The organism is Stenotrophomonas sp. KH_029, assembly GCF_057839765.1.
Genome location: NZ_CM174498.1, coordinates 3572189 through 3594928, shown reverse-complemented (window position 1 = coordinate 3594928; position 22740 = coordinate 3572189). Strand labels below are relative to the sequence as shown.

General features: G+C 68.2%; 18 protein-coding genes. 12 read left to right on the top strand and 6 right to left on the bottom strand.

Translation table 11 applies throughout. The features are described from left to right. Positions 1-186: 186 nt before the first annotated feature. Positions 187-1230, bottom strand: coding sequence for an oxidoreductase (locus AC3ITM_RS16070; protein WP_489266445.1), 1044 nt, complete (start codon positions 1228-1230; stop codon positions 187-189). A gap of 166 nt (positions 1231-1396) precedes the next feature. Between AC3ITM_RS16070 and AC3ITM_RS16065 the strand changes: the two genes are divergently transcribed. The 4 genes from AC3ITM_RS16065 (at position 1397) to AC3ITM_RS16050 (ending at position 6314) form a co-directional block, all read left to right on the top strand. Beyond that, complete coding sequence (locus tag AC3ITM_RS16065; RefSeq protein WP_489266443.1) at positions 1397-1774, top strand: BON domain-containing protein; 378 nt, start codon at positions 1397-1399, stop codon at positions 1772-1774. A 760-nt stretch (positions 1775-2534) separates the two neighbouring features. Continuing rightward, positions 2535-4355, top strand: a complete 1821-nt coding sequence (locus AC3ITM_RS16060; RefSeq protein ID WP_489266441.1) for a sensor histidine kinase — start codon at positions 2535-2537, stop codon at positions 4353-4355. Next, complete coding sequence (locus AC3ITM_RS16055; protein ID WP_228885371.1) at positions 4352-4792, top strand: response regulator; 441 nt, start codon at positions 4352-4354, stop codon at positions 4790-4792. The genes AC3ITM_RS16060 and AC3ITM_RS16055 overlap by 4 nt, the downstream gene beginning before the upstream one ends. A 4-nt stretch (positions 4793-4796) precedes the next feature. Beyond that, complete coding sequence (locus AC3ITM_RS16050; RefSeq protein ID WP_228885372.1) at positions 4797-6314, top strand: ATP-binding response regulator; 1518 nt, start codon at positions 4797-4799, stop codon at positions 6312-6314. Between the two features lie 133 nt (positions 6315-6447). On the opposite strand, the gene AC3ITM_RS16045 is transcribed toward AC3ITM_RS16050, so the two are convergent. Next, positions 6448-7188, bottom strand: coding sequence for a proteasome-type protease (locus AC3ITM_RS16045; RefSeq protein ID WP_489266438.1), 741 nt, complete (start codon positions 7186-7188; stop codon positions 6448-6450). Positions 7189-7272: 84 nt separating this feature from the next. Between AC3ITM_RS16045 and folK the strand changes: the two genes are divergently transcribed. Next, positions 7273-7758: a 2-amino-4-hydroxy-6-hydroxymethyldihydropteridine diphosphokinase gene (folK, locus tag AC3ITM_RS16040; RefSeq protein ID WP_489266436.1), complete on the top strand. Its 486-nt coding sequence runs from the start codon at positions 7273-7275 to the stop codon at positions 7756-7758. 87 nt (positions 7759-7845) lie between these two features. Here folK and AC3ITM_RS16035 read toward each other — a convergent pair whose 3' ends face one another. Then, positions 7846-8583, bottom strand: coding sequence for a pteridine reductase (locus AC3ITM_RS16035; protein WP_489266434.1), 738 nt, complete (start codon positions 8581-8583; stop codon positions 7846-7848). 56 nt (positions 8584-8639) lie between these two features. Here AC3ITM_RS16035 and AC3ITM_RS16030 point away from each other — a divergent pair, with 56 nt between their 5' ends. Then, on the top strand, positions 8640-9824 hold the full coding sequence (locus tag AC3ITM_RS16030) for a class I SAM-dependent methyltransferase (RefSeq protein WP_489266432.1): 1185 nt from the start codon (positions 8640-8642) through the stop codon (positions 9822-9824). 16 nt (positions 9825-9840) lie between these two features. Further along, positions 9841-10215, top strand: a complete 375-nt coding sequence (locus AC3ITM_RS16025; RefSeq protein WP_489266430.1) for a VanZ family protein — start codon at positions 9841-9843, stop codon at positions 10213-10215. A 143-nt stretch (positions 10216-10358) separates the two neighbouring features. Here the strand turns inward: AC3ITM_RS16025 and AC3ITM_RS16020 are convergent, their stop codons facing one another. The 3 genes from AC3ITM_RS16020 to AC3ITM_RS16010 all read right to left on the bottom strand — a co-directional run bounded on the left by AC3ITM_RS16020 (position 10359) and on the right by AC3ITM_RS16010 (position 16650). Beyond that, positions 10359-12695, bottom strand: coding sequence for a beta-N-acetylhexosaminidase (locus AC3ITM_RS16020; protein ID WP_489266428.1), 2337 nt, complete (start codon positions 12693-12695; stop codon positions 10359-10361). A gap of 95 nt (positions 12696-12790) precedes the next feature. Beyond that, a complete protein-coding gene (locus AC3ITM_RS16015) occupies positions 12791-15496 on the bottom strand; it encodes a TonB-dependent receptor (RefSeq protein WP_489266426.1) in 2706 nt (901 codons plus the stop codon). Positions 15497-15630: 134 nt separating this feature from the next. Next, positions 15631-16650 carry a glucokinase family protein gene (locus AC3ITM_RS16010; protein WP_489266424.1) on the bottom strand — a complete coding sequence of 340 codons (1020 nt, stop codon included), beginning with the start codon at positions 16648-16650 and terminating at the stop codon, positions 15631-15633. A gap of 371 nt (positions 16651-17021) precedes the next feature. On the opposite strand from AC3ITM_RS16010, the gene AC3ITM_RS16005 reads away from it, so the two are divergent. Genes AC3ITM_RS16005 through AC3ITM_RS15985 form a run of 5 tightly spaced genes read left to right on the top strand, consistent with a single transcriptional unit; the run spans position 17022 to position 22674 of the window. After that, positions 17022-18314 (top strand): sugar MFS transporter, encoded by a 1293-nt coding sequence (locus AC3ITM_RS16005; protein ID WP_489266422.1) that lies wholly within the window; start codon positions 17022-17024, stop codon positions 18312-18314. Positions 18315-18356: 42 nt separating this feature from the next. Next, positions 18357-19427: a LacI family DNA-binding transcriptional regulator gene (locus AC3ITM_RS16000; protein ID WP_489266421.1), complete on the top strand. Its 1071-nt coding sequence runs from the start codon at positions 18357-18359 to the stop codon at positions 19425-19427. A 6-nt stretch (positions 19428-19433) separates the two neighbouring features. Then, positions 19434-20462 carry an SIS domain-containing protein gene (locus AC3ITM_RS15995; protein ID WP_489266419.1) on the top strand — a complete coding sequence of 343 codons (1029 nt, stop codon included), beginning with the start codon at positions 19434-19436 and terminating at the stop codon, positions 20460-20462. Beyond that, positions 20462-21610: an N-acetylglucosamine-6-phosphate deacetylase gene (gene nagA / locus AC3ITM_RS15990; protein ID WP_489266417.1), complete on the top strand. Its 1149-nt coding sequence runs from the start codon at positions 20462-20464 to the stop codon at positions 21608-21610. Before AC3ITM_RS15995 ends, nagA begins: the two co-directional genes overlap by 1 nt. Beyond that, entirely contained in the window at positions 21607-22674 is a 1068-nt protein-coding gene (locus tag AC3ITM_RS15985; protein ID WP_489266415.1) for an acyltransferase family protein, read from the top strand. Before nagA ends, AC3ITM_RS15985 begins: the two co-directional genes overlap by 4 nt. The last annotated feature ends 66 nt before the right edge of the window (positions 22675-22740 follow it).

Genomic DNA, 22740 nt, shown 5'->3' with positions numbered 1-22740 from the left:
GCAAAGTCGCGCGGTAGATCCACGCCATGCGTGGATACCGCGCGCAGCGCGGCGCAAGCATCCGGCACCGCGCTACTGCGGTGCCGTGATCGCATCCGGCGCCGACACGCAACCGAAACCACCGTCAGGCGTGGCGCGTGGCCGAGCCGAGCGCATCCACGCATGGCGGGGATCCACGCGGGCGGCTCAGCGCAGGTCGATGCGCATGCCGCGCTGTGCGCTCTGCTGTCCGGCTTCGAGCAGGCGCATCAGCTGCACCGCCTGTTCGGCGCTGACCGTGGGCTGGCCCGTCCCCAGCATCGCGTCGCGGAACTGGGCATACAGTCGCCGGTAGTCGCCGGGCACGTTGTCCACGCTGCTGCGCTGGGGGCGGCCGTCGGCATCCAGCCAGACGTGCTGCCCGTGCAGCGGGTCCAGGCCCCAGCCCGGTGCGCCCGGGGCGACGCCGTCGCGCAATTGCTCTTCCTGCACGTCGCGGCCTTCCTTGAGGTAGCTGCCGGCGCTGCCATGCACGGCAAAGCGCGGTGCCGAGGCGGCCACCAGCGAGCCGGCATGCACGATGGCGCGGTGCCGTGGGTAGTGCAGCACCGCGTGGAAATAGTCATCGCTGTGTGCGTCGTCGCGCTGCGCGGCCAGGTCGGCGCTGATCGCCTCGGGCCAGCCGAACAGCTGCAGCATCTGGTCCAGCAGGTGCGGGCCCAGGTCCATCCACAACCCGGCGCCGGGCGCGGCGCTTTCCCGCCAGCGTGCGCGCACCTGCGGGCGGTAGCGGTCGAAGTGCGAATGGCATTCGGCGATGCGGCCCAGCCGGCCTTCGGCCAGCAGCTGGGACAGGCTCAGGAAGTCCGCATCGAAGCGCCGGTTCTGGAACACCGTGACGACCCGGTCGGCATCGCGCGCGGCCTGCACCACCGCGTCGGCCTGCGCCACGTCCAGGGTGAACGGCTTGTCCACCAGCACATGCTTGCCGGCCTGCAGCGCGGCCAGCGCCAGCGGCGCATGTTCGGCGTTGGGGGTGGCGATCACCACCGCGTCGATCGCCGGATCATCCAGCAGTGGTTGTGGTTGCGGGTGGATGTGCACGTCGGTGAAGCTGCGCAGCAGCCGGTCGCGCTGCGAGCTGACGATGCTGTGCAGGGCAAGCCCCGGTGTGTGCTGGATCAATGGCGCGTGGAAGACGCTGCCGGCCAGCCCGTAGCCGATCAAACCCACCTGGAGTGCGGCGGTCATGGTGTGCTCCCGTGAAGGCAGGCGTACAGGGTAACGGCTGCGGCCGGGACGCGGAACCTGAACGGTTGTGCATGAACCTGAGCGGTTCACGGCGGCGTTATGCCGTGCCGACGTGCCGCACACGGTGCGGCAGGGACACTGGCGCCACACACAGGAGACACCGATCATGACCAACACGACCCGTAATCTGCTTGCTGCTTCGCTTGCTTTGGGCCTGGTGCTTGGCACCGCTTCGGCCATGGCCAAGGATCCGCCCAAGACCACCGACCACGGTGCCATGACGCATGCCGATACGCATGAGTCGGCCGAGCCGGTGACCGACAGCTGGATCACCACCAAGGTCAAGACCGACCTGTTGACCAGCAAGAATGTGCCCGGCACCGAGGTCAAGGTGGAGACCGTCAACGGCGTGGTCACCCTCAGCGGCACCGTGGCCAGCCAGGCCGAGCATGACAAGGCCGTCCGCGTGACCCAGCAGATCAAGGGCGTCAAGCGTGTCGACGCCAGTGCGCTGAAGGTCAACGCCGCTGCTGCCAAGCGCTGATCCAGGCCTACGCCGGTTTGACACGAGGCGCGCCGCAAGGCGCGCCTTTTTGATGGGGTGGGGATGGTCGGTTGCGCGCGCGGGGTAGTGCCGGCCGCTGGCCGGCAACCTGCTGAATATCAAGCGCAGCGTCTCGATTTTCTGCGTGGGAGGAGGGCGGGCAGCCCAATGCGAGACACGCCGTGAACCCATCCGTGGGGGCTTGGCGAAAACTTGCTCGCATGCGCGTTCCTGCGCATCCGGCAAGACCGGGGTTGGGCGTCCTGCCCAACCCGTCCAGCGTATACGCCGGACCCATGTTTTCGACAGTCCCGCATTGGGCTGCCCGCCCTCCTCCGGAAAGGTTCGAGTGCGCGGAACGAAAAAAGCGTCCAACCAAGGGTCGGAACGACCGCGATGGGCTCGTACGCGGTAGGGCCGACCGTTAGGTCGGTTGCAGCGCAGTTGCGGTTGCTCTCGCTCTTGATCTTGATCTACCTCCCCCCTTGGAGCGAGCCGAGCATCGCAGCGGCACGCTTTGGACATGGACGTTGAACACTGCGAAGCGGAAAGCGTCCGGCCAACGGCAGGCCCCCCCAAAGCAACCGCAACCGCAGCGGCAGGAAGCCCTTTCCTAAATGGTTCAGATAATTCCACCCAGCCTATTCACAATGCGGTGGGGTATATTCATCGCTTCGCCCTCGCTGGGGTGCCGGGCTTGCCGGGCGGCCGCGGGCGGGCACCGCCGGCGACGGCACCGTGAGCTTGAACAAGAGGGACTATGGCGCTGGTTTTCAGTGATGAAATCTGGGATCGCTGGCGCTTGCCGGCATTGGCATTGGCCGCGGTGGCGATCATCGTGGTGCCGTGGCTGACCCTGCGCAAACTCTCCCAGGACAATGTCGAGGCCATGCGCTGGGTGACCCATACCCAGGATGTCGGCGTGGCGGTGTATCAATTGCAGGCCGACGTGCGCGACGTCGAATCGGCGGCGTTGACCATGTCCAAGGGCATCGATGCGCCCGGCCTGCGCGAGCGCCTGGCTCAGGCCAAGGACATTCCGCCGCGGCTGCAGCGCCTGGCCGAACTGACCCGTGACAATCCCGAGCAACTGGTGCGCATCGGCCGCATCCAGTCGATGCTGGAACGACGCATGGAACTGGCCAGGCAGTTGGCCCGTGCCGCCCCCGACAGCGACCAGCGCCAGCTGGTACAGGATCTGACCACCCGCTACCCGATCCGCAACCTGATCGAGGAGCTGCAGGCCAGCGAACAGACGCTGCTGGAACAACGTACCGGCCTGTTCGACCAGCAGCGCCGCCAGGGCGAGCTGGTGTCGTGGACCGCGCTGCTGGTGCAGCTGTCGCTGCTGGGCCTGGTGCTGTGGCTGCTGCACCGCCAGATCGGCCACCGCGCCGTCGCCGAGCGCGCCTCGCTGCGGTCGGCCGCACGCGCTGCCTCGGTGCTGCACACCGTGCGCGAACCGATCGTGCTGCTCGACCGCGACCTGCGCGTGCAGCTGCACAACCCGGCCTTCGCCGAGCTGTACGGGCTGGACGAGCAACAGAGCAGCGACGGCCGCACCCTGGACAGCATCGGCGATGGCGCCTGGGACGATGCGGTGGTGCGTCAGCGTCTGATCGATGTGCTGCTGCGCGGTCGCGAACTGTGGGATTACGAGCACGAACAACGCACCGCCGATGACCAGGTGCGCAGCATGCTGATCAACGCCCGACGCATGCCGCTGCCGGACCAGGACGATGAAGTAGTGCTGATGACCGTCAGCGATGTCACCGTGCAGCGGGCCGTGCAGCAGCGGGTGGAGGAGCTGAACCGGCAGTTGGAAGGCAAGGTCGAGCAGGTGTCGGAGGTCAACCGCGAACTGGAGGCATTCAGCTATTCGGTGTCGCACGATCTGCGCGCGCCGCTGCGCCATGTCGCCGGCTTCTCCGACAAGCTCACCCGCCACCTGGGCGAGCAGGCCGACGAAAAGTCGCTGCACTACCTGGGCGTGATTTCCAACTCGGCGCGGCGCATGGCCGCGCTGATCGACGACCTGCTGGTGTACTCGCGGCTGGGCCGCGCGGCGATGCGCATGCAGGCGGTGGACATGCAGTCGTTGGTGGCCGATACCCGCTCGATGCTCGATGCCAACCTGCAGAGCGAGAGCGAGGAAACCGGCGTTCAGCGCCAGGTCGAGTGGAAGATCGCACCGTTGCCGATCCTGGTCTGCGATGAAAACATGATGCGGCAGGTATGGCTGAATCTGCTCGGCAACGCGATCAAGTATTCTTCCAACCGCGATCCGGCCAGGATCGAGGTCGATTACCAGCTGCAACCCGATGGCAGCCACCTGTTCACCGTCCGCGACAATGGCGCGGGCTTCGACATGGCCTACGCCGGCAAGCTGTTCGGCGTGTTCCAGCGGCTGCACAAGGCCAGCGATTACCCGGGCACCGGGATCGGCCTGGCCAGCGTGCGCCGCGTGTTGACCCGGCACGGCGGCCGCATCTGGGCCGAATCGGTGGTCGACCAGGGCGCCACCTTCCATTTCCTGCTTCCTCCCGCGCTCGACGCAATCAACAAGGGCTCCGCCGCATGACCGCACTCCGTACCATCCTCCTCGCCGAGGACAGCCCCGCCGATGCCGAGATGGCGATGGACGCGCTCAAGGAAGCGCGCCTGGCCAACCCCATCGTGCACGTCGAGGACGGCGTGGAAGCGATGGACTACCTGCTGCGCCGCGGCGCCTATGCCAACCGCGAGGAAGGCCTGCCGGCGGTGCTGCTGCTGGACATCAAGATGCCGCGCATGGACGGCCTGGAAGTGCTCAAGGAGATCCGCAACACCGACGAGCTCAAGCGCCTGCCGGTGGTGATCCTGTCGTCCTCGCGCGAGGAAAGCGACCTGGCCCGCAGCTGGGACATGGGCGTGAATGCCTACGTGGTCAAGCCGGTGGACGTGGACCAGTTCTTCGGTGCGGTGCAGACCCTGGGCAAGTTCTGGGCGGTGATCAACCAGGCTCCGGAACTCGAGTAGGCCCATGCCGCTGACCGGCCCTTCCCTGGGTATGCTGCGCGTCCTGCTGGTGGAAGATTCCCCCGAGGACGCCGAACTGATGTGCGAGCAGATGCTCGATTCGGGACTTGAAGCCTGCTTCGAGCGGGTGGAGAGTGCCGATGAACTGCGCGATGCGCTGACGCGTTTTTCGCCGGACATCGTGCTCTCGGACCTGAGCATGCCGGGCTTTTCCGGCAACCAGGCGCTGGAGATCGTGCGCAGCTGGCACCCGGACGTGCCGTTCATCTTCGTGTCCGGCACCATGGGCGAGGAAAACGCGGTGGCCGCGCTGCACCAGGGCGCCAACGACTACATCATCAAGCACCAGCCGGCGCGCCTGCCCTCGGCGGTGGCGCGTGCGGTGCGCGAAGCGCGCAGTGCGATCGACCGCCAGCGCGTGGAAGCCGAACTGATGCGTGCCCAGCGGCTGGAAAGCCTGTCGCTGCTCGCCGCCGGCCTCAGCCACGACCTGCGCAACATCCTGCAGCCGCTGCTGATCATGCCGGACCTGCTCAAGGCCCGCACCGAAGACCCGCAGCTGCACCACCTGGCCGACGTGATCGCCGAGTGCGGCCGGCGTGGCCATGAAATGGCCGAGTCGATGCTGTCGTTCGTGCGCGGTTCGCGCAAGCCCAGCGAACACATCTGCATCGCCCACCTGTTCGAGGCGGTGGAGCTGCTGTTGCGCAGCAACCTGCCCGACAAGGTCAGCCTGCACCTGGACGTGGCCGATGAAAGCCTGGGCGTGGACGCCAATTACACCGAGCTGCAGCAGGTGTTGCTGAACCTGTCGTTGAACGCGATCCAGGCGATGCCCGCCGGTGGCCGGCTGACCCTGCGCGCGGCGGCCGACGTGGACGGGCAGGGCGAGGACTGGCTGCGCATCTCGGTCAGCGACGAAGGCATCGGCATGGATGCCGAAACGCTCTCGCACCTGTTCAATCCGTTCTTCACCACCAAGGCCAATGGCACCGGCCTGGGCCTGATTTCGTGCAAACGCATCGTCGAAGGCGTGCATGGCAGCATCCACGTCGACAGCACGCCGGGCGTGGGCACCCGTTTCGACCTGCTGTTGCCGATGCGGGAAGTGGCCGCCGACAGCGAAGCGGTCGACCAGCCGATCGCCGCCGGTACCGGCCAGTCGATCCTGGTGGTCGACGGCGAAGCCACGCGCCTGTCGCTGCTGGGCAACGCGCTGTCCAGCCAGGGCTACCACCTGCAGCTGGCCTCCGATGGCGCCGCGGCGCTGCGCTGGATGCAGCAGGAAGCGATGCCGGCCCTGGTGATCGCCGATGCCGGCTCCAAGCTGCTGTCGGCCAGCCACCTGCTTGGCGAAATGGCCTCGCTGGGCTACCGCGGCCCGGCCCTGGTGCTGGAAGAGGCCGACGTCACCGTGCCGCTGGCGGTGTTCCCGCCGGTCATCAACGTGCACGTGCTGCGCAAGCCGCTGGAAATGCAGCAGGTGTTCCGCTCGGTGGCCGAGGCGCTGGAGACGGCGTAATCGGGGTGGCGGCGTACCGGCCAACGGCCGGTACCTACCGGGCGTGGTGCGCGCCACCCGGTAGGCGGCCACCGTTGGTGGTCGCGCGCGGGGCCTGCAATCGTCCGGATGCGTACCCACCAGCGGTGGGTACCTACCGCTGGGTTTCCCAGGGGAAGGCCGGCAGGCTGGCCACGGCCTGTTCCAGCTTGTGCGACCAGCTGCCGTGGATCTGCGCGTACAGCGGCGAATCCCCGGCCAGCCGCATGCGCTGGCTGATGCGCAGGTCGCCGGTGCGGATCAGCACCAGGTCCAGCGGCAGGCCCACCGACAGGTTGGAGCGGATGGTCGAATCCAGCGACACGATCGCGGTGCGCGCGGCATCTTCCAGCCGGGTCTGCGGGCGCAGGATGCGGTCCAGGATCGGCTTGCCGTACTTGGACTCGCCGATCTGCAGGAACGGGGTTTCCGGCGAGGCGGCGATGGCGTTGCCGAGCGGGTAGATCATGTACAGCCCGGGATGTTCGCCGCCGATCTGGCCCCCCAGGATCAGGGTGGCCTGGGTGTTGACGCCGTCGTGGCCATGCTCGGGATGGCTGCACTGGACCTGGCTGTCCACCAGCACCCGGCCGACGTACTCGGCCACCTCGAACAGGTGGTGGTAGGCGAGCAGGTTGGCCGGCCGCTGCTCGTCCACGTCGCGGTGCAGGCGCGAGATCAGCAGCTGGGTGGTGGCCAGGTTGCCGGCGGCCATGATCACCAGCGCGGCCCGGCCGGGAAAGTCGAACTCGTGCAGCTTGCGGTGCACGCGCACGTCGTCCAGCGAGGCGTTGGTCCGGGTATCGGCGGCGAAGACCAGGCCCTGGTCCACCTGGATGCCGACGCAATAGGTCATGGCGGTGTCCTATGATGTTCACCCCGATTCTAGGCGGTGGCCATGTTGGCCCCGTGTGGATTCGCCCCACGCACGCCAAATACCATGACCACTGTGCTCCTGAGCCTGGGCAGCAACCTGCAGCCGCAACAGCACCTCCACGCCGCCGTGGAGGCCCTGCGCGCGCGTTTCGGCCCGATCCGGGTGTCGCCGGCCTACCGTACCGCGGCGGTCGGCTTTGCCGGCCCGGATTTCCTCAACAATGCCGTGGCGATCGACACCGACCTGCCGCTGGACAGCCTGGATGCCTGGCTGCACGCGCTGGAAGACGCCCACGGGCGCGACCGCAGCGGCCCGCGCTTCAGCGACCGTACCCTGGACATCGACGTGGTGTTCTATGGCGACCTGATCGTGGAAGGCCCCGGCCACCTGCGCATCCCGCGCCCGGAACTCAAGCACGCTTTCGTGCTCAAGCCTTTGGCCGACATCGCCGGGGATTTCATCGACCCGGTCAGCGGGCTGGATCTGGCCACCCTGTGGCGCGCCCATCGCCAGCATGGCGAGGCGTTCGACACGATGGAGCTGGGGTAGGTACCGACCGTTGGTCGGTACTCCGCGCGCGACCACCAACGGTGGCCGCCTACCGGGTAGGTACCGACCGTTGGTCGGTACGGCCGGTCAGGACAACGTGCGCCCGCCATCCACCCGCAGCGTATGCCCGGTGATGAACGGGGCGTCGGTGACCAGCCAGTACACCGCCTCGGCGATCTCCTCGACGGTACCGGTGCGCGCCAGCGGGGTGCGGGCCAGCACCGCCTGCCGGGCGAAGTCGTCCTTGCCCTGTTCCGGCCACAGGATCGCGCCGGGGGCGACCGCGTTGACCCGCACCTTGGGCGCCAGTTCCAGCGCCAGCGAGCGGGTCACCATTTCCAGCGCCGCCTTGGCCGCGCTGTAGACCGGATGGTCGCGCATCGGCTGGGTGCCGTGCAGGTCGGTCAGGTTGACGATGCAGCCCTGGTGGCGGCGCAGCTGCGGCGCGGCGGCCTGGGCCAGCAGCAGCGGCGCGCGGGCGTTGACCGCCAGCAGGTCGTCCCAGTGTTCGGCGGTGATCTGGCCGAGCAGGGTGGGGTAGAAATTGGACGCGTTGTTGACCAGCGCATCGAGCCGCCCGAACTGGGCCACGGTCTGCTCGACCAGGTCGGGCAGGGCCTGCGCGTCGCGCAGGTCGGCCTGCAGCGCCAGCACGCTGCCCGGGCGCAGCATGTCCAGGTCGAAGGCCATCTGCTGCAGCTCGGCGGTGGAGTTGTGCGCGTGCAGCACCACCGACCAGCCACAGGCGTGGAACTGGCGGGCGATGGCCGCGCCGATCCGGCGGGCGCTGCCGGTGATCAGCACGACGGGGGTGACCTCGGTCATCGGGGGGTGCTCCGTGCTCGGCTATGCTGTGCATTGTCACCGCAATCGCCCGCCCCATGCATTCCCCATTGCCTACCCCCGATACCGACGCGCTGGCCCACAGCGACCAGCTGGCTGCGGCGCTGCGCGCTGAAATCCTCGCCAACGGCGGCGCCATGCCGTTTGCGCGGTTCATGGAACTGAGCCTGTATACGCCCGGCCTGGGCTATTACAGCGCCGGTGCCAGCAAGTTCGGCGCATCGGGCGATTTCACCACCGCGCCGGAACTGGGCCCGCTGTTCGCCGCCACGCTGGCCAACGCGATCGCCCCGGTGATGCAGCAGCTGGGCCCGCAGGCCCGTTTCATGGAGCTGGGCGGCGGCAGCGGCGCCTTCGCCGAGGTACTGCTCAAGCGCATGCTGGAACTGGACGCGCTGCCGGACCGCTACGCGATCCTGGAGCCCAGCGCGGACCTGCGGCAACGTCAGCGCGAACGCCTGGAGAAGGCATTGATCCCGCCGCTGTTTGCGCTGGTGGAATGGCTGGACGGCCCGTTCGAGGACGACTGGGACGGCATGGTGTTCGCCAACGAGGTGATCGACGCGCTGCCCACGCCGCGCTTCCTGGCCCGCGATGGCATGGTCTACGAGGAAACCGTGGAACTGGATGCCGATGGCGCCTTCATGCGCGGTGCGCAGCCGGCCGACGCCATGCTCGGCGCGGCGGTGCGCCACCTGGAAAACTACCGCGGCAAGCCCTTCGCCGACGGCTACCGCTCCGAACTGCTGCCGCAGCTGCCGTACTGGATCCAGGCGGTGGCCGGCGGCCTGCAGCGTGGCGCGATGTTGTTCATCGACTACGGCTACCCGCGCAACGAGTTCTACCTGGACGAGCGCGACGACGGTACCGTGCGCGCGTTCTACCGCCACCAGGTCCACAACGACCTGTACCGCTGGCCCGGCCTGCAGGACCTGACCGCCTCGGTGGATTTCACCGCGCTGGCTGAGGCCGGCACCGGCGCCGGCTTCGAGCTCGCCGGCTACTGCACCCAGGCCAGCTTCCTGCTCGGCAACGGGCTGGATGCACTGCTGGAGCAGGCCGAGGCGCGCGTGGACGAGTTCGGCAAGGTGCGCCTGCGCGACCAGGTCAAGAAACTCACCCTGCCCACCGGCATGGGCGAACGCTTCCAGGTGATGGGTTTCCAGCGCGACGTGGACTTCGACGCGGCGTTCCTGCTCGGCGACCTGACCTGGAGGCTGTGAGGTGGGCGCGACGGGGATGTTGAAACCGCTGCGCTGGCCGCGGTTCTGGTTGGGCCTGTGGTGGGCCGGCATCGTGCTGGTCATCACCGTCTGCCTGATCCCGCCGCCGCCGCTGGACCTGCCGCCCAACAGCGACAAGATCGAGCATTTCCTCGCCTATTTCCTGCTGGCTGCCGCCGCGGTGCAGATCTACCGCAGCCGCGCGGCGCTGCTGTGGGCTGGCGTGGGCCTGGTCGGGCTGGGCGTGGGCATCGAGTTCGCGCAGGGCGCGCTGACCGCCCACCGCATGGCCGACCCGGCCGATGCGCTGGCCAACAGCATCGGCGTGGTCGCCGGCATGGCGGTGGTATTCACCCCGTTGCGCGACCTGCTGCTGCGCCTGCGTGGGTGAAACCGGTGACGACCAACGGTCGTCACCTACCGCACCGGGGGTAGGTACCCACCGTTGGTGGGTACGCCATAACGGGCAGGCACCCACCGTTGATGGGTACGTCAAAACAGGTAGGTACCCACCGTTGGTGGGTACCGGTACGGTCAACGCGGCAACAACGTCAGCTCGTCCAGCACCCACATGGTCGGCCGGGTATCGCCGGTGAAGCGCACGCACAGGTCCTGGCTGCCCTCCAGCGAGCGCGGCAGCGCCGCTTCCAGGGTGATGAAGCCATCGGTATCGGGCTTGGCCGGCAGCTTCACCGTGGCCAGCGGCTTGCCGTCGCACTGCCCGTTGAGGATGTCCATCTCGCCATGCGCGCTGCGCGCCGGGGCGAAGATCCGCTTGGGCTCGTCGTGGGCCAGCTGGAAGTAGTACGGAATCTGCCCGGCGCGCACGCGCACCCTGGCGATGCCGTCCATGTCCGCGCCCTTCCACAACCAGCACGGGTTGAAGATGTTGACGTTGAAGATCGCCCGCGCGCCGTCGGCCGGGCCATCGTCTTCCAGCCGCAGCAGCAGCTGCCCTTCGCCCGGGCACAGGCCCAGTTGCTCGTCGCGGCGGCTGAGCAGCGCGGCGGCATCGAGATCGAAGCGACTGGCCGCGCCGGCCAATGCCTTGCCGTCGAAGAAGGTGGCCGCCTGCAGCGCCACCGGCAGCGGCCGGGTCAGCGGCGCGGTGTAGCGCGGCGACTGCGCGGTGACCGCACTGCCGTCCACGCTGTAATGGATGTCGTAGCCCAGCGGGGTGCGCAACGCCAGCGTGGCGGTGCCGGCCTTGCGGTCGTCACTGCTGTCCAGTTCGACCTGGAACGGCGTCTGCGCGTAGGCGATGCCCATCGCCTGCCAACGTTGCAGCTGGGTCGGCAGGCGCGCCAGGAAGTCGGCATAGTCGCGGCGCCCACGCGGCGACCAGCCGGTTTCGGCCACCGCAGCCAGGCGCGGGAACAGATTGTGCTGCAGGCGCGCGTAGCTGCGCGTGTGCTCGGTGAACATGTTGGCCTGCAGGCCGAGGATGTGGTGCTGCTTGTCGGCGGCCAGGGCGCCGGGCACCGGCTCGAAACCGTATACGCGTTCCAGCGGGATGCTGGCCGGGCGGCCCGGCGGCTCGTTGCTGGAATTGGTCTGCAGGTAATCCATGTACATGTCGGTGACCGGCGACATCACCACGTCGTGGCCTTCGCTGGCCGCCTTCAGGCCGCCCTCGGTGCCGCGCCAGGACATCACCGTGGCTTCCGGCGGCAGGCCGCCTTCCAGGATTTCATCCCAGCCGATCAGGCGCCGGTCGTGCTGCTCCAGGAATTTCTCCAGGCGCTTGATGAGGTGGCTCTGCATTTCCATCTCATCGCCCGCGCCGACCTGGCGCATGCGCGCCTGCACCCGCGCCGAGGCCTCCCACTGGTCCTTGACCGCCTCGTCGCCGCCGACGTGCACGTACTTGGCCGGGAACAGGGTGATCACTTCTTCCAGCACGTTTTCCAGGAAGGTGAGCGTGCTTTCCTCGGTGTTGAACAGGTTCGGGAACACGCCCCATTCGCTCAGCGGTTTGAGCGGGGTGTCCAGCGTGCCCAGTTCGGGATAGGCGGCGATCGCGGCGGTGGCATGGCCGGGCACGTCGATTTCCGGGATGACCTGGATATGGCGCGCGGCCGCATAGGCGATCACCTCGCGGATCTGGTCCTGGGTATAGAAACCGCAGTACGGGCGTTCGGCGCCGGTGGCCGGGTCGCGGCCGCCATCGCCGGCCGGAATCCGGCAGCTGCCGACCGCGGTAAGCCGGGGATAGCGCTTGATTTCCATGCGCCAGCCCTGGTCATCGGTGAGATGCCAATGGAAGGTGTTGAGCTTCTGCTCGGCCATCGCGTCGAGCACATGCTTGATTTCGTCCAGGCTCTGGAAGTGGCGGGCCGAATCGAGCATCAGTCCGCGCCAGCTGAAACGCGGCGCGTCCTCGATGCGCAGCGCCGGCAGGGTGCCGCCATTGCCGGCGGTGAGCAGCTGGGACACGGTGGCCGCGCCGTAGAACAGGCCGGCCTCGGTGGCGGCCTGTACGGTGACGCCGTCGCCGTTGGAATGCAGTTGGTAGCCCTCGGCGCCGGTCTTGAGCGCGCCGTTGAGGACGAAGTTGATGCCATTCTTGCCACGCCCGCCGCGCACCTGCAGGATCGGGCCGCCGCTGGCATGCAGCAGGGCGCCGAACTGGCCGGCCACGCGCCGCGCGGCCTCGCCCCGGGCCCACACCGGGGTGCTGGCCGCCAGGGTGAACGCAGCGCCGTCCAGGCGTTCGACCTTGGCCGGCAGCGGGATCAACGGCAGCGCATCGGGCAGCGCGCGCGGGCCCTGCGGCGCCTGCGCACCGGTGGCGTGCGCGAGCGGGGACAGTGCCACCGCCAAGGCCAGCGACAGCAGCGACAGCGAGGTACGACGGGTGCGGGTGTGCATCGGGTCATTCCTTTGTAGCGAATCGGGTTCCACCTGTGAAACGGGCCCGGAAATCCGGGCCCGTCGTTCAGGCGTTCAGCAGGATGCGGCGTGGATCAGTACTTGAAGCGGAAGTTCAGATAGTACTGGCGGCCGTTCTCGTAGAACGCGCTGGGAATGGCCGCGCTCTGGTAGTACTTCAGGGTCGGGTTGTTGAGGTTGAGCGCATCGAAGCTGACGCTCATCCAGTCGGTGGCCTTGTAGCTCAACGACAGCGCCAGGGTACCGAAATCGTCCTGGTAGTACGGGCTGGCGCCCTTCAGGCCGATCAGGAACGCGGAGCGGTAGGTGTAGCTGACGCGCGCACCGAAGGTGTCGTTCTCGAAGTAGGCACCCACGTTGTAGGTGTTCTTGGAGGTACCCAGCAGGTTGTTGCTGCCGTCATCCCAGATGTGCGAGGTGCTGCCATCGGCGTAGGTGTAGTTGGCGCTGACCCCGAAGTTGTCGCCGATCGGCTGTTCGTAGGCCACTTCGACACCGCTGACCTTGCCGTCGGCGTTGACCGGAACGGCGACCTGGTAGGCCTCCAGCTGGTTGGTCAGTTCGCTGTACAGCATCTGGGTCTGCGTACCGAAGGCCACGTAGTCCTTCAGGTTCATCGAGTAGGCGCCGAACGACAGCAGGCCGCGCGGCATGAAGTACCACTCCAGGTTGGCGTCGAAGTTGGTTGACAGCACCGGCTTCAGGTTCGGGTTGCCACCACCGCCGGTCCTGCTCAGGTCCGAGCCCCACGAGGACGCGCCCAGTGCCGAGAAGTCCGGCAGGGTCTGGGTCTGCGAGGCGGCGAAGCGGAACACCAGGTCGTCGGCCAGGTCGAACTTCAGGTTGGCGCTGGGCAGGATGCGGTCGTGCTTGTTCTGGAACGCCAGCGACTTCCACATGCCGAACAGGCTGCTGACATCGGCGTTGGCCGCATCGCTGACTGCCTGGTAGGTGTCGATGTCCTGCTTGATGTTGACGTAGCGCAGGCCGACGTTGCCGCTCCAGCGGTCGCCGCTGAAGTTGGCCTGCACGTAGCCGGCGAAGTTCTTCTCGGCCACCTTCCACTCGCCGCCGTAGTTGTGGCGGCCGGTCGGGCCATCGTTGCCGCCCAGCCAGGTGGAGTTGTTGAGGATGGCGTTCTTCAGCGCACCGGGGGTGTAGTACCAGATGTTGCGCGGGAAGTTGCCGCCGACGCCGCCGGCGAAGCCGCCGGGGAAGGTGCCGGTGGCGCTGCCCTCCAGGGCCGACCAGATATCGCCCGGGGTGGCGCCTTCCGGCGACAGCGCCTCGCGCTTGTGGTCGGCGTAGCGCGCGCCGAAGTCGATCGAGTTCAGCGTGCCGGTATCGAAGTACTGGCTGAAGTCGGCGGTGAACCACTTCTCCTTGTCTTCAGCGGTGACTTCCTGGTTGCCCCAGGTACCGAAGCTGGTCACGCCATCGGGACCGACGTTGCCGCCCACGTTCCAGTCCACCGGCGAACCGGCGCCATGGGTGGTCCAGTTGGCGCCGCCGCCATCGCCAACGGTGACTTCGGCGATGAACTGGCGCGGGGTGCTGCCGGTGCCCTTGGTGCTGCCGGCCTGGAACTTGGCCGACAGGCTGTCGTTGATCTGCCAGTCCGCGTCCAGGGTGACGTAGCTGCTCTTGGCGGTGGCTTCGCGGTAGATCATGTCGTACACCGCGTACGGGGTACCGGCGACCCCGGCGAAGTTGGCATTGGCCAGCACGCCATCCTTGACCACGTAGCCGGGCAGCGGCGCCTGGCCCGGGCGGGTGATCACCCCGTTGCCATCCTTGTCGTCGTTGAGGATCTTGCCGCCCCACAGCATGAAGTTGCGGTTGTAGTTGTTGGCTTCCAGCTTGGAGGTGAAGCCTTCCAGGCCCAGGGTCAGGTTGTCGGCCGGCTTGAACTGCACCGACAGCAGGCCACCCTTGCGCTCACGGGTCTGTTCGAACAGGGTCGAGCCCAGCAGTGCCGGCGCATACACGCCGGCCAGGTCCGGATTGCTCTGCGCGACCGTGCCGGTGGGGTCGATCTTGAAGAAGCCCGACGGGATTTCCTGTGCTTCGCGGCGCAGCTCGCGCTTCTGGCTGAAGGCCTGCACCATCACGCCGAAGGTGCCTTCGTCGTTCTTGTAGTTGAACAGGCCCGACAGCTGCGGGTCATTGGACTTGGCCTGGTCCGAGCGCACCGCACCGATGGAGGCTTCGGCGGTGATCTGCTTGGAGAACTCCAGCGGCTTGCGGGTGATGATGTTGACCGTGCCGGTGGTGCCGCCGTCCTGCAGCTTGGCCTGCGAGGACTTGTTCACTTCCACCGCGCGGACCAGTTCGGACGGCAGCAGGGTGTAGCTGACGCTGCGGCCGACGTTGCTGCCCTGGCTGAGCACGAACCAGTCGGCCGAGCCGACCGTGTGGCCGTTGATCAGGGTCTGGGTCAGGCTCGGGCTGGTGCCGCGCAGGCTGACGCGGTCGGCTTCGTCGAAGCCGCCTTCGTCTGCACTGGAGGAGCTGATGTTCACGCCGGGCAGACGCTGCAGGGTATCGGCGACGTTGTGCGCTGGCAGCTTGCCGACGTCTTCGGCGGTGACCACTTCCACGCGCGCATTGGCGTCACGCTTGGTGTCCAGCGACTTCTCCATCGAACCGCGGATGCCGGTGACCTGGATGGTGTCCAGGTCGGTTGCGGCCGGCGTGGAGGCGGGGGCTTGCTGCGCGTTGGCGCTGAAGGCAAGGCAGCTGACGATCGCTGCGCAAAGCAGGGTCTTGCGGGTGTTCATGATGTCTCTCCTCATCACTCGATGGTCGCCGGCTGCGGCGTTCGTTTTTGCGGTTGCGTTGGCCTGCACGGAGCACATCCCGCGCGGTGTGGTGCCAGGTGTTGCGTACTGCGTTTTCGGTGCGGCCCGATCGATCAGGCGTCCAGACGGCCCAGGTACCAGCTGGCAGCGCCGATCACGCCCAGCTGCCCGTGCTCGACCACCTTCACGGGAATGCGTTCCAGCGCCTCGCGCATCGGCCCCTTGTTGAGGAAGCGTTCGACGAAAGTGCTGTTCAACAGGAAGTCGCGGATCTGCGGCAGGATCCCGCCGGCCAGGTAGACCCCGCCGGTGCTGCCGTATTGCAGCGCCATGTCGCCGATCGCACCGCCGAGCAGGCCGCAGAACACCTCCAGGCTCTGCCGCGCCAGTGCATCCTGGTCGGCCATGGCCGCAGCGGTGATCGCATCGGGGGTGGACAAGGTGGGCGCCTGGCCGTGCAGCGCGCACAGCGCGCGGTACAGGTTGATCAGGCCCGGGCCGGACAGGGCGTGCTCGACCGACACATGCGAGCGTTCGCCCAGCATCTGCCGCACGATCGCCATTTCCAGCTCGGTGGTGGTGGCCAGGGTCGGCTGGCCGGCCTCGGTGGCCAGTACCACCGCGCCGTGCGCGGTCGGAATCCATACCGCCGCGCCCAGCCCGGTGCCGGGGCCGACCACCAGGGTCGGGCCGCGCGGGGCGGTGGCCGGGCCGGTCAGCTGCAGCACGCCGCTGGCATCGACCTGGGCGGCGGCATAGGCCACCGCTTCGAAGTCGTTGACGATGTAGACCCGGGCCAGGCCCAGGTCGCGTTCGATCTGCCGCGCCGACAGCGGCCACGGCAGGTTGGCGGTGATCACCGTGCCGTCGGCGCGGGCGACCCCGGCGGTGGCCACCACGCAGTGCGCCGGGCGCGCGCCGCCGGCCAGGAACTCGGCCAGGATCGCGCTCAGGCCCGGGTAGTCGGCATTGCGGAACTTGCGGTACTCCAGCACCTGCACCGGATGGGACGGGTCCTGGCTGGCCTGGACCCGGGCCACCCGTACATGCGTGCCGCCCACGTCGGCGGCCAGGAACGGCGGCACCGTGGCGGGCAGGGCATGGGCCGGTACGGAGTGGGCAGCTGCGGTCACACGGACTCCCTTGGGGCGGTTGCGTGGCCAGGGGGGAACCCGGCGATTGAGGCGGAGTCTGTAATCGTTCTGACAACGATGTCAACGATAAACACAGACTTTCGATGTTGCGTCGCAGCGGACCGCTGGCGGAGAAAACGTTTTCATCCCGTCTTCGCCACGTTTCCGCAAACCCTTTGATGGCGGGGCATAAGCCGGGCCCATGCGGCGGCGCGGTTGATTTTGCGCAGATGCAGCACGCCATCTAACCGATAGCCAGCATTATCGAGTTGTTGACAAAGCCATGGGTGGCGAAGAATAAATGTGACAACGTTGTTCCCAGCCACTCTTTCGACGCCGCTGCATGCGCCGTCGATGCAGGAGCCCACCTGATGTCTGCCGTGCCTGCTGTCTCCGCGCGTTCGAGCGTGCTCACCTCGATCCTGATCATCGGCGTACTGTTCTTCCTGATCGGCTTCTTCACCTGGCTCAACGGCCCGTTGATCACCTTCGTCAAGCTCGCCTTCGAACTGGACGAGGTCGGCGCCTTCCTGGTGCTGATGGTGTTCTACCTGTCCTATTTCTTCCTGGCGCTGCCGGCCTCGTGGATCCTCAAGCGCACCGGCATGAAGAAGGGCCTGAGCCTGAGCCTGCTGGTGATGGCGGCCGGGGCGGTGGTGTTTGCGCACTTCGCCCAGCAACGCTGGTATCCCGGCGCCCTCAGCGGGCTGTTCGTGATCGGCAGTGGGCTGGCCCTGCTGCAGACCGCGGTGAACCCGTACATCAGCATCCTCGGCCCGATCGAAACGGCCGCGCGCCGCATCGCGGTGATGGGCATCTGCAACAAGATCGCCGGCATGCTCGCCCCGGTGCTGATCGGCACCCTGGTGCTGCACGGCATCGGCGATCTGACCGAGCAGGTCGCCGCGGCCGACCCGGTCACGCGCAATGTCCTGCTGGATACCTTCGCCAGCAAGATCCAGCTGCCCTACATGGTGATGGCCGGGGTGCTGGTGGTGCTGGCGGTGGGCGTGCTGTTCTCGCCGCTGCCCGAACTGAAGACCGCCGAAGCCAACGCCACCCCGGCCAGCGCGCCCGGCGTGGCCGAGCGCCACAGCATCTTCCAGTTCCCGCACCTGTGGCTGGGCGTGCTGTGCCTGTTCGTCTACGTCGGGGTGGAAGTAATGGCCGGCGATGCGATCGGCACCTACGGCCACAGCTTCAACCTGCCGCTGGACCAGACCAAGATGTTCACCTCGATCACCCTGGGCGGCATGCTGCTGGGCTACCTGGCCGGCCTGGCGATGATTCCGCACCTGGTCTCGCAGTCGCGCTACCTAAGCATCTCGGCAGTGCTGGGGGTGGTGTTCTGCACCGGTGCACTGCTCACCCACGGCTATGTCTCGGTGGGCTTCGTGGCCGCGCTGGGCTTTGCCAACGCGATGATGTGGCCGGCGATTTTCCCGCTGGCGATCCGCGGCCTGGGCCGGTTCACCGAAACCGGCTCGGCCCTGCTGGTGATGGCCATTGCCGGCGGGGCGATCATTCCCCAGCTGTTTGCCGTGCTCAAGCAGCACTTCGACTTCCAGTGGGTGTTCGCCGGGCTGATGATCCCCTGCTACCTGTACATCCTGTTCTATTCGGTGCGCGGCCATCGGATCGGCCTGCCCCGCGACGGGCGGTGATCGGCGATCATGGACGCTCCACGGAACCTGCAGGACAAAGCCATGCGCAGAGCGACCATCAAGGATGTCGCCGAACGGGCCAAGGTGTCATTGAAGACCGTCTCGCGCGTCATCAACAATGAGCCCTCGGTGATGCAGGCCACCCGCGCCCGGGTCCTGCGCGCGATCGCCGAACTGGACTACGAGCCCGATCCGGCCGCGCGCAACCTGCGTACCGGCACCACCCTGGTGGTCGGGCTGGTCTACGACAACCCCAACCCGTACCACATCATCGGCATGCAGAACGGCGTGCTCGCCGCGTGCCGGGAGACCGGGTTCGGGCTGCAGATCCATCCCTGCGATTCCAGTTCGCCGATGCTGGCCGAGGAACTGGCCGACTGGGTGCAGCGCTCGCGGCTGGCCGGGCTGGTACTGACCGCGCCGATGTCCGAGCGCGGCGACCTGGTGGCGGCGCTGACCGCGCGCGGGATCAAGCTGGCGCGCATCGTGGCGGGCACCGCCGACCCGGAGGACGGCGCCTGTGTATTCGTCGACGACCGCGAGGCCGCCTACGAAGTCACCGAGCACCTGATCCAGCTTGGCCACCAGCGCATCGGCTTCCTGTGGGGCAGCAGCTCGCACGGCTCCAGCGTGGAGCGCCATGCCGGTTACGAGGCGGCGCTGCGCGATTACGGCATGAGCGTGGACAAGCACCTGGTGGTGCAGGGCGACTACACCTTCGACGATGGTTTCCGCGGTGCGCGCCGCTTGCTGGCGCTGCGCGAACCGCCCACGGCGATCTTCGGTTCCAACGATGAAATCGCCGCCGGCGTGCTGGCCGCGGCCAAGTCGGCCGGCATGAACGTGCCCTACGACCTGTCCATCGCCGGGTTCGAGGACAGTCCGTTCTCGCGCCAGTCCTGGCCGCCGCTGACCACCGCCAAGCAGGCCACCGAGGACATCGCCCGGCATGCCGCACGCCTGCTGATCGCCCAGCTGCGCAGCGATGCCTACGACGAAGCGCCGCTGCAGCTGCGCAACCAGGGCTTCGTGCCGCAACTGGTGGTACGTGGCTCGACCGCCCCGATGCGCCCGCAGGGCGCCCGCCCGCCCACTTCTTCCGAAACCACCTGAGCCGCCATGTCCCTGCCTGCCCCCCACGACACCTTGATGTTCCGCGAAGCCGCGCAGTCGGCCGACGTGATCGCCGCGCAGTTCGCCCGCAACCAGGCGGTGGTGGAGACGCTGGCCGCCAGCCTGCGCGCGGCGCCGCCGCCGTTCGTGGTGACCTGCGCACGGGGCAGTTCGGACCATGCGGCGACCTACGCCAAGTACCTGCTGGAAACCCGGCTGGGCCTGGTCACCGCCTCGGCCTCGCCGTCGGTGGGTTCGGTCTACGCAGCGCCGTTGAAGCTGCGCGGGGCGCTGTACATCGTGATTTCGCAGTCGGGCAAGAGCCCGGACCTGCTGCGCAATGCCGAGGCGGCGCGTGCCGCCGGCGCGCGCGTGGTGGCGCTGGTCAACGTGGAAGACTCGCCGCTGGCGCAGCTGGCCGACACGGTGATTCCGCTGGGGGCCGGCGCCGAGCGCAGCGTGGCGGCCACCAAGAGCTACCTGGCCTCGCTGGCGGCGATCCTGCAGTTGGTGGCGTACTGGAGCCAGGATGCGGCCTTGATCGCGGCATTGCGCGCGTTGCCCGACGCCCTGCGCCAGGCCTGGGACAGCGACTGGTCGGCGCTCACCGACGGCCTGGTGCCGGCGCACAACCTGTTCGTGCTCGGCCGCGGCCTGGGCCTGGGCGCGGCGCAGGAAGCGGCACTGAAGTTCAAGGAAACCTGTGGCCTGCACGCCGAGGCGTACAGCTCGGCCGAAGTGAAGCATGGCCCGATGGCGCTGGTCGGCCCCGGCTTCCCGGTGCTGGGCTTTGCCCAGCCCGATGAAACCGGCGCCGGTACGCGCGCGGTGCTGGGGGAGTTCGCCGCGCGCAACGCGCAGGTTTGGCTGGCCGCGGTGGATGGCGACCTGGCACTGCCGCAGGCGCCGCACCCGGCCTGCGCACCGCTGCTGGCCGTGCAGGCCTTCTACCGTGCGATCAATGCGCTGGCACTGCGCCGCGGGCACAACCCCGACCTGCCGCCGCATCTGAACAAGGTGACGGAAACCGTCTGATGAAAACCGTCCTGCGCAACGCCCGCATCCTGGCCGGCGACGAATTCCGCGACGACCTGGCGGTGGTAATCGAACAGGGCCGGATCACCGCGCTGGTGTCCGATGCGGCCCCGCAGCTGGGCCAGGCCGACGAGCAGGTGGACCTGGGCGGGTTCTGGTTGCTGCCCGGTTTCATCGATGCCCAGGTCAACGGCGGCGGCGGGGTGCTGTTCAACAACAGCCCCGACGTGGACAGCCTGCGCCGGATGGCCGCCGCGCATCGTCGCTTCGGTACCACCGGCCTGCTGCCGACCCTGATCAGCGACGATGTCGCGGTGATGCGGCGGGCGATCGCTGCCACCGCCGCAGCGATCGAACAGGGCGTGCCGGGCGTGCTCGGCATCCACCTGGAAGGCCCGTACATCGCCCCGTCGCGCAAGGGCACCCACGACGCCAGCACTTTCCGCGTGCCCGATGCGGCGGAGATCGCATTGGCCGCTTCGCTGGACAATGGCGTGACCCTGCTCACTCTGGCCCCCGAGCGGGTGCCGCTGGACAGCATCCGCGCGCTGGTCGAGCGCGGGGTGATCGTCGCCGCCGGGCATACCGCGGCCAGCTACGAGGAAGCGCGCGCCGGGCTGGATGCCGGCATCCGCGGCTTCACCCACCTGTACAACGCGATGTCGCCGTTGACCGGGCGCGAGCCCGGTGCGGTCGGTGCGGCACTGGAAGACCGCGACAGCTGGGTGGGCATCATCGCCGACGGCGTGCACGTGCACCCGGCCAGCCTGCGCGTGGCGCTGGCGGCCAAGCCGCGCGGCAAGGTCATGCTGGTCACCGATGCGATGCCGCCGGTGGGGGCCGACAGCCCCAGCTATGAACTGTATGGCGAGGTGATCACCGCCGTGGACGGGGTGGTGCGCAATGCGGCCGGTTCGCTGGCCGGTTCGGCGCTGGACATGGCCACCGCGGTACGCAACAGCGTGCAACTGCTCGGCCTGCCCTTGGCCGAAGCAGCGCGCATGGCCTCGCGCTACCCGGCGCAGTTCCTCAACCTGGACGACCGCCTGGGCGAGATCGCGGTGGGCTACCAGGCCGACCTGGTCCTGCTCGACGACGCGCTGCAGGTACGCGCGACCTGGATCGCCGGCCAGCGCGAGGACGCATGAACGCGCCGGCCGCGGCGCGGATGGGCTCGATCGATGCCCTGCGCGGGTTGACCGTGGCGGCGATGCTGCTGGTCAACAATCCCGGCGACTGGGGCCACGTCTACGCGCCGCTGCTGCACGCGGACTGGCATGGCTTCACGCCCACCGATCTGATCTTCCCGTTGTTCCTGTTCATCGCCGGGGTCTCGATGGCCTTCAGCCTGGTTCCGCGCGCCAGCACGGCGACGGCGCGCCCGGCATTGCAGCGCGGCCTGCTGCAGCGCGCGCTGCGCATCCTGGTGGCCGGCGCGCTGCTGCACCTGCTGGCCTGGTGGCTGCTGGAACTGCCGGCCTACCGGCTGTGGGGGGTGCTGCAGCGGATCGCGCTGTGCGTGGCGGTGGTTGGCCTGTTGGCCATCCATACCCGCGCGCGCGCGCAGTGGCTGGTGCTGGCCGCGCTTTTGTTCGGTTATGCCGGGGTGCTGCTGGGCGCGGCCTCGCTGGCGCCCTGGCAGAACCCGGCCAGCCGCCTGGACACCGCGCTGTTCGCACCGCTGCTGTACCGGTACCAGCCGTTGACCGGACTGGGCCACGATCCCGAAGGCCTGCTCAGCAGCGCCGGGGCGATCGCCTCCACGCTGCTGGGCCTGCTTGCCGGCGGCGCGCTGCGCGCGCGCCGGCTCGGCGCGCTGGCCGCGCTGGCGGTGGCCTGCCTGCTGGCCGGCGCACTGGCCACCGCGTGGCTGCCGTTCAACAAACAGCTGTGGACGCCCAGCTTCGTGCTGTGGTCCGGTGGCCTGTCGGTGGCCGCGCTGCTGCTGGCGCATCTGCTGGTCGACCGCTGGGGCGCGCCTGCGCTCGGTCGCCGCTTCGGCGTCAATGCCATTGCCGCCTACCTGGGCTCGGGGGCGATGGCGCTGGTGCTGATCGCCAGTGGTGCCTGGACGTGGCTGTTCCAGATGGCGTCGGCGTTGCTGCCGGCCGCGCCGAAGCTGGCCTCGCTGCTGTGCGCACTGGGGTTCGTCGGAGTGTGGTGGGGCGTGGTGTGGGTGCTGGACCGGCGTCACATTCATTTGAAGATCTGAGCCGGCCTGCCGTGTTGCACACCGCAACGCGCTCGATGGACAGCACACTTTTGACCTGATCATCAC